Below are 7,147 nucleotides of genomic sequence, written 5' to 3'. Positions count from 1 at the left end.
AGACGCTTTTGTAAATCGCATGCGCATGAATGACGAACATCGGAAAGCCGTATGAGGGAAAACTTCACGTACGGTTTGATGAGGAGGGGCTGAAAAAAAAAAAAAAATTCAGTCCTTTACTCTAGAACTACATTTTTCACCTGATTTATAGGATTATATGTTAATATAAATATTGGCAATTTGGCATAGGTTTAGGGGGTTATATATGAAAAAAGGAATGAGCAGAGCCGGCGTTATCCTTACAGGAAACGGCTTCATCCTTCTTGCGTGCGTACTGCTTCTGACGACCGGTTCGTTACAGGTACTATCCAATCAGCTCTACGATTTTAATATCAGGCAAACGATGTCGCAAGCGCCTCACGAGGATATTATCGTGATCGGAATTGATGACCGGTCCATTAAAGAGGTAGGCCCTTATCCCTGGGATCGCAGTGTTTATGCGAAGCTGATTTCCCAATTGGGAGAAGCGGGAACCAAAGTGATCGCTTTAGATATCGAGTTGTATACCGACAGCAATAATCCGCAGAGCGACAAGGCATTGGCCGAAGAGCTTGCAAAGCATCGGAATATCCTAATTCCCTCTCACGCCAATGTGGAAGGAGAATTTCAGCGAACGACTACGTTGAAAGCGGGTGAGCTGATCATGGCTCAGTCGGTGATGGATCCTATTCCGATGTTCAATCGTTCGTTAACAAGAACGCATATCAATGCGACGTTGGACAGTGATGGCGTCGTCCGCTCCAATTGGCTGCAGATCGATACGCCGCAGGGAGTATATCCCACGTTGAGCCTCGCGATGGCACAGCTGGCCGGCTTTGATGGGGACAGGTTTATGCATTTGCCTGTGATGGACGGACGTCCCAAATCCGAAATGCTGATCCGTTGGGATGGAAAAGAGAATGATTTTGAAACCATTTCCTTTATTGACGTATTAAACGGCAGGGTTCCTCCCGAGACGTTCCGGGATCGTCTGGTGCTGGTGGGCTATACCGCTCCCGGCTCCGATCAAGGGATTACGCCCGTCGAGAAGCATATGCATATGGTTTACGCACATGCCAATATCCTTAATCAATTATTGACGGGGAAAGTGATTAGCCCGGTACATAAAGCCTTTGGGATCGTACTTGCGTTGCTTACCATGCTGCTGCTCGGGATCATGACCTGGAGGCTGAAGGCCTTTGCAGGGGTCTTTTTGGCTTTAGGCGTGATCCTCGTGCTGTTTGGCGGCCAGTTTGCGCTGTTTGCTTACAGTTTGCGTTATTTGGATATTATAGCTGCGGTCGCTTGCGGCGTCATTACATACCTTGGCCATTTGGCTATGAAAACCTATTTTGAGACGAAACAAAAAAATTATATTACGAAACAATTCGGCCGCTATATTTCACCCGATCTGGTCAAATCCATCGCAAGCAGCGAGCGGGAAATTCAGCTTGGGGGCATCAGCAAGGAGCTTTCAATTCTATTTCTGGATGTGCGCGGTTTTACTCCGCTGTCCGAGAAGCTGAAGCCGGAGGAAGTGGTCGATTTTCTAAATATGATGTTTGATCTGATCACCGAACGGGCGCTGCATAATCACGGAACGATCGACAAATTCATCGGCGACGCCGCCATGATCTTGTATAATGCTCCGCTTGACGTGCCGGATCATCCGTTTTATGCCGTCAAAACGGCTTATGAAATTCAAAAAGGGATGGAAAAAATCAGAGCGGACGTGCTGGAGAAATACGGCGTTACCATCAGTGCAGGCATAGGCATTAACACCGGCAATGTCGTTGTCGGCAACATCGGTTCTTACCTTCGCGTGGAATATACGGCTATCGGAGATAACGTAAACACGGCGGCACGAATCGAATCCAATTCACAGCCGAATCAGATTTTAGTATCCGAAGCGACTTATGAGCTGACCAAGACATACTTCGAATACCGCTTCGCCGGAGAAAAGCTGGTGAAAGGAAAAAGCGTTCCATTGAAGCTGTTCGAGGTGCTGGGCGTTAAAGCTACTCCGCCCTCTGTGAAGGACAGCACGCATTTGGTGTCATGATAATACGACAGGGAAGCCAACTTCCTATGACGGGGAATACGCGGCAGTGACTGCCGCTGTGTTTAAGAAAGGGGTTTACAAGTGGGGAAAGCGCTTCGGTTAAAAATGAAAAAGCGGACAGCGGTGTTGAGGTGGGTCATGGTGTTCTCGCTGCTGTTTTCCATAATGCATTCCATAGCGGTCCTGCCCGCTCAGGCCAAAAGCGTGCGCGCCGCCGTCGTGCTGGAGGTCAATGGCCATGTAACCTACACCAAATCCGGAGGTTCAAAGTCACACCGCGCCTATGTAAATCTGAACCTGAACCAGGGCGACTCCATATCGACCGGATCATCTTCCTCCGTCGTCATACGCATCGCAGACCGCGGAGATGAACTGACGATCGGGTCGAACGCGGAAGTGTATATAGCGGATCTGCTGGAGGAAGGCGGGGGCAAAAAATCCAAAGTGAAAGCATGGGCCGGTTCGATCTGGACGAAGGTGAAGGCGCTGGTGAGCTCGGAGGATGAGTTCGAGGTGGAGACGCCTACGGCCGTCATGGGTGTTCGCGGAACGCAATATATGACGCTGGTGGATCCGTTTACCGGCAGAACAACCATGTACGTGGCCGCCGGTATCGTAGAGGCGGCGCCGCTTCTTACATCCGGCTCTGAAGGAAATACGCTAGGCCCGGCCGCCGTATACCCGGCACAGCAAGTGGATATGGATTTGCGGGCGCAGGTGGAGGATGTAAGAATTCTGGTTTATTATGCGGATCCCAAAGTGATCGTTGAATCGGCATCGCCTCGCGTGCTGGAGGCATTTCTAACCAGCATTCCGGAGATCCGGGCTGAGAATGAAAGAATAAAAAGCCAAATTCAAGAGCAATTCAATCAAGGTATCCAGAAGCCGGACGACCGGTCGATTCTGAGGTTTATTACTCAGGAGGAATTGGACAGAGTCATGCGCAATTTCGACGCTCTCGCAGTTGGTGTGGTTCAAGAGGCCGTAAGACAACATAAGCTGGAACCGCAGCAGGTGGATGCCATGAATGCACGGATTTCAGAGCCGAGCATGAAAATCAACTTGACGCAGCCGCCTGCAATCGAAAGAACAGCGGGTCTGGATCCGGTGGTGGAGGAGCTGAAGCGGGAGTACAGGAATCCGGCAGCCAGCCCTGCAAGGCAGGAAAGACTCCAGATGGAGGAAACGATGCGGAAGCTGGAGCCTTATTTGTCGCAGCTGGCACGTGAAAGGGAAAGGCTGGATGAAGAGAACCAAAAGACGGAGGAAGCTGCGAATCGGAAAGCGTCGGAGGCCTTGATGAAGCAATTGACAGGCGCGGAACGTCAGGAGTTCTTGGAGAATCAGCTCAAGCTTGAGGAGCAGTCGAGGGCCAATACCCCGTCTCCGCCAGCGGGCTGGGGAGGTTCCTCCAGCGGTCAAGAGCAGAGTCCTGTTAAACCGGCCGTGACGGTCAAACAAAATGGACAACCAGTAAACGGCAATATACAGCTTGATCTGGAAATGCAGCATTTTACCGATGTGGAGCCGTTTTACGCCGTGGAGGCTCACCTCGTCTACAAGCAAGGCGAATTGAACTATGTGCAGGCATCGGAATTTACGAATGCCGCCGGTGCTGTGTTCAAGGACCGGCAAGCTGCCGAGACATTGACCCAGCATAATGGAGAGTCGCAAAAAGAGCTGATTTATGCGGCATCGCAATATGAAGCCGGCCCAAATCAACCCGTAGATCAGATCAAAGTCAACAGATCCGGACTCTTGGCGCGCATTCCGCTCCAAGTACTGGATTCGGCGGCCCGTACGGCGAAAGTCGAGCTGGTGTATGTGAAGGTTGTCAATAAAGAGGGCAGGACGGTTTTTGAGATGACAAGTCCGCAATCGATCGCGGTTACAACGAAGTAAGGCGGCGTGCAAACGGAAGGAGAAACCAATGAACAAAGCTGTACAACGGATCGCTTTAGCCATTCTGGCTTCCGCATTTATCGGCGGTCAAGGCGCCTACGCTGCCTTCATCGGATCTGATGGTCTTCGAGGCTCTGAGCAACAAATCATGGTTCGAGTCACCGGCAGGGCGGGTTCAGGGGATTTGGGCAGCATGAACGGGGCGGAGAAGAATGCCGCGTTTCGTATACCGTCCCGGCTCGTCGTACTGCCGGATAATACGGTGCTGATTTCGGATTCACGGAATCATATGATTCGTCAGCTTGCTCAGGGGCGGGTTGGCAGCTACGCGGGCAGCCTGTATGAAATGGACGGCAAGGGCTTTCCGGTCGGGGGTCTTTTGGACGGGCAGAGTGACGGAGCTTTATTCCGTGAGCCGCAGGGAATGACCGTAGATACCGGAGGCAATGTGTATGTAGCTGATGCGGGTAATCACGCGATCCGAAAAATCGACGCTTCCGGCAGGGTCTCCACCGTAGCTGGAAACGGCTTGATTGGAATAATGGACGGGAGGGGAAAGGCTGCTTCCTTCTATCGTCCGATGGATGTCGCTGCTGCGCCTGATGGAACGCTGTATGTAGCGGATACCCTTAATCACGTGATTCGCAGCATTACCCCGTCCGGTGAAGTAAAGACATTGAATGCCCCATCAACCCGGGTCGTGGAAGTATCTCCCGGTCAAGCTTCACCGGCCGGAGATTACGCCGACGGAGAACTGAAGCATGCGAAATTTAACGAGCCTGGCGGCCTTGTACTGGACGATAAAGGTAATTTATATGTAAGCGACTCCGGCAATCAGCGCATTCGCTATATCGATTTGCATGCGGGAACCGTCATCACCGTCGCCGGAGGAGGCAACGCCTCGGCAAGGAAGGATTTGTACGTTCCGGGTGATTTCGCGGATGGAGAGGCAAAATCGGCCAGGTTCAACTTTCCGCTTGGGATTGCCCGAACGGAGGAAGGCGGACTGGTCATTGCGGACAGTCAGAACCATGCGGTTCGTTATCTGTTGAACGGTCAAGTCACTACACTTGCGGGAGTACCGGGCAGTACCTCGGGCGAGGTAGACGGTATTGAAGGAAATGCCCGGATGCATAGGCCGACGGGTGTTGCCGTGCAATCGGACGGCAGCATTCTGGTGGCGGATGCGTTTAATAACAAGCTGCGACAGATCCGATTATACGGCCTTCCCGCGGATCTGCCCAAGGACAATCATGTCAAGGTGGTCCTGGATAACCGATGGATCCCGCTTGATGTCCATCCGGAGATTACAAACGGTCGTACGATGGTGCCGGTTCGTGCCATCGCGCAAGCGCTCCGCTATGAAGTGACCTTCGATGCTTCGGCCCGCACCGTACAGCTTAGCAAGGACGGTGTCCGAATTGAAATGGCAATTGACCGCAACGGGATTAAACGGACTGCCAACGGAAGGGAATGGAGAACGGAAACCGATGCCGCACCTTATATCAAACAGGACCGCACCTATATTCCGGTTCGATACTTAGCGGAACAAACCGGTTTGGACGTCCAGTGGGATCCCGCGGCCCGTACGGCCATCCTTCGTCATAAGATCGTCAATACTGCTCAATAAAGCTTCTTCATCCAGAGAAGAGATCTTCCATCTCTCGAATAGCGGTACCTTCCCGGCCGATGTTTCGGCCCGCGGAAGGTATTTTTTTTGTTTTTCCCGCTCTCAAAAACCGGATCGCAAACGCCGATAATCTATTGAACCAAGCGGAAAGAGGGGAATGCTCTTGAAATCCAAGGATCCGAAAGATCAGCTTCATCTCTTTTTTAAGCAGGACCCGCAGTATTTGAAAACCTATGTCCGGGAGCATCCGAACAACAAGATGGCATGGTATCTGCTTGGACGCGAATATGAGGCGCAGGGCAAGCAAGGAAAAGCGCTGTATTGTTACGCGCAAGCTGGAGAAATATACGAGGCTTATGAGAATCAGAAGGTGAATCTGCCTTCCGAGGCATTGGAGCAGATCCGGGATTGGGGCTTCTCCCGCAAGCGCCGCCGCCGATTAGGCCTTCTCCGGTTAGGTTTAGCGCTTTTGATGCTGGCGGCAGCGGTTTTGTACGCGCCCAGCGCCCCTCCGCTGCCTGTTCACGTAACGGAGAAGGCGGTACCGCTTCCGGAAGGCGTAACCCCGTCGCAGCTGCAGGAGACCAAGGTCTATTATTTAACCGGAGCCAAGAGCCGGGAAAGGATAGGGGCCGCATTGCAGAGCATGCTGGTAGAGGAAAGAATCGGCAGCTATGCCATTCTGGCCAGGGGAATGCCCATGGGACCGACAACGTGGATCAACTGGTTGATAAAGCCGGAGGTGCTGCTTTCCGTGGAAGCTAAGCAGGATGCTTCGCAGCAGCAGATCAATTACTACGATGCGCAGAGCTGCAGCTGTGATCCGGCTGATCCCAAGAAGGCGGAGCAGATTGCAGCCGCATGGATGTCCAAGCAGGAGCAGGAGCTGGTGCTGAAATCGGCGCTCGCCTATTATACCAAGACGAACGGCCGTCCGCCCCAGCAATTGACTGAATTGACGGCGCCTTACCCCGGAAATGTACTGCCGGGCATCACTGAGGATATGCAGGAGCTGTTTGACGGACAAAAAGCCGCAATGATGGAGGAAGCGGCAGCGTGGGTGAAACCAAACGGGACGCCGGAAGCTTCGGAGGCTGCTCCGGATGCGGAGGGACTGACCAAACCGATGAAGGAGCCGCTGCGGATTGTTGTGGACAAGTCCGCCCATCGTTTGGCGCTGGTCAGCGGCAAGCTGATCGTGCGCAGCTACACCGTCGGGCTGGGAGGCGACCGTACCCCGGAAGGAACCTTCGCGGTCACGGAAAAGGTCCGTAACCCCAACGGGAAATCGAACGGAGAATTCGGCAGCCGCGGCATGACGCTTTCGGATACCCTCTACGCCATTCACGGAACGAACCGGCCTTCCAGCATCGGCAAGGATGAGTCTCTCGGCTGTATCCGGATGCGCAAGGAGGATGTGGAAGAGCTGTTCGATATGACGCCGCTCGGTACTCCGGTTACGATCGGCAAAGGCTTGCTGCCGGCGGAAGAATCGCGCAGCGGGCGTCCGTTCGGGCTGCCGCAGCAGACCGAGGAAACGAACCCGGGGAAGGTTTACAAATGGCTGAATTAAA

Annotated in this window: 4 protein-coding genes; all 4 read left to right on the top strand. The window is 53.0% G+C overall.

The features are described 5' to 3' along the window. Positions 1-205 precede the first annotated feature (205 nt). The 4 genes from ACZYR9_RS16760 (at position 206) to ACZYR9_RS16745 (ending at position 7,146) form a co-directional block, all read left to right on the top strand. The gene (locus tag ACZYR9_RS16760) at positions 206-2,041 is read left to right on the top strand and encodes a CHASE2 domain-containing protein (protein WP_488979633.1); all 1,836 of its coding nucleotides are present in this window, start codon (positions 206-208) and stop codon (positions 2,039-2,041) included. 81 nt (positions 2,042-2,122) lie between these two features. After that, on the top strand, positions 2,123-3,943 hold the full coding sequence (locus ACZYR9_RS16755) for a FecR family protein (RefSeq protein WP_488979632.1): 1,821 nt from the start codon (positions 2,123-2,125) through the stop codon (positions 3,941-3,943). Positions 3,944-3,971: 28 nt separating this feature from the next. After that, on the top strand, positions 3,972-5,573 hold the full coding sequence (locus tag ACZYR9_RS16750) for a stalk domain-containing protein (RefSeq protein ID WP_488979631.1): 1,602 nt from the start codon (positions 3,972-3,974) through the stop codon (positions 5,571-5,573). Positions 5,574-5,736: 163 nt separating this feature from the next. Next, the gene (locus ACZYR9_RS16745) at positions 5,737-7,146 is read left to right on the top strand and encodes a L,D-transpeptidase (protein WP_488979630.1); all 1,410 of its coding nucleotides are present in this window, start codon (positions 5,737-5,739) and stop codon (positions 7,144-7,146) included. The last annotated feature ends 1 nt before the right edge of the window (position 7,147 follow it).

It is taken from the genome of Paenibacillus sp. F024 (assembly GCF_057814255.1).
The sequence above is the reverse complement of the archived record's forward strand: the minus strand, read 5'-3'. Positions and strand labels throughout refer to the sequence as shown.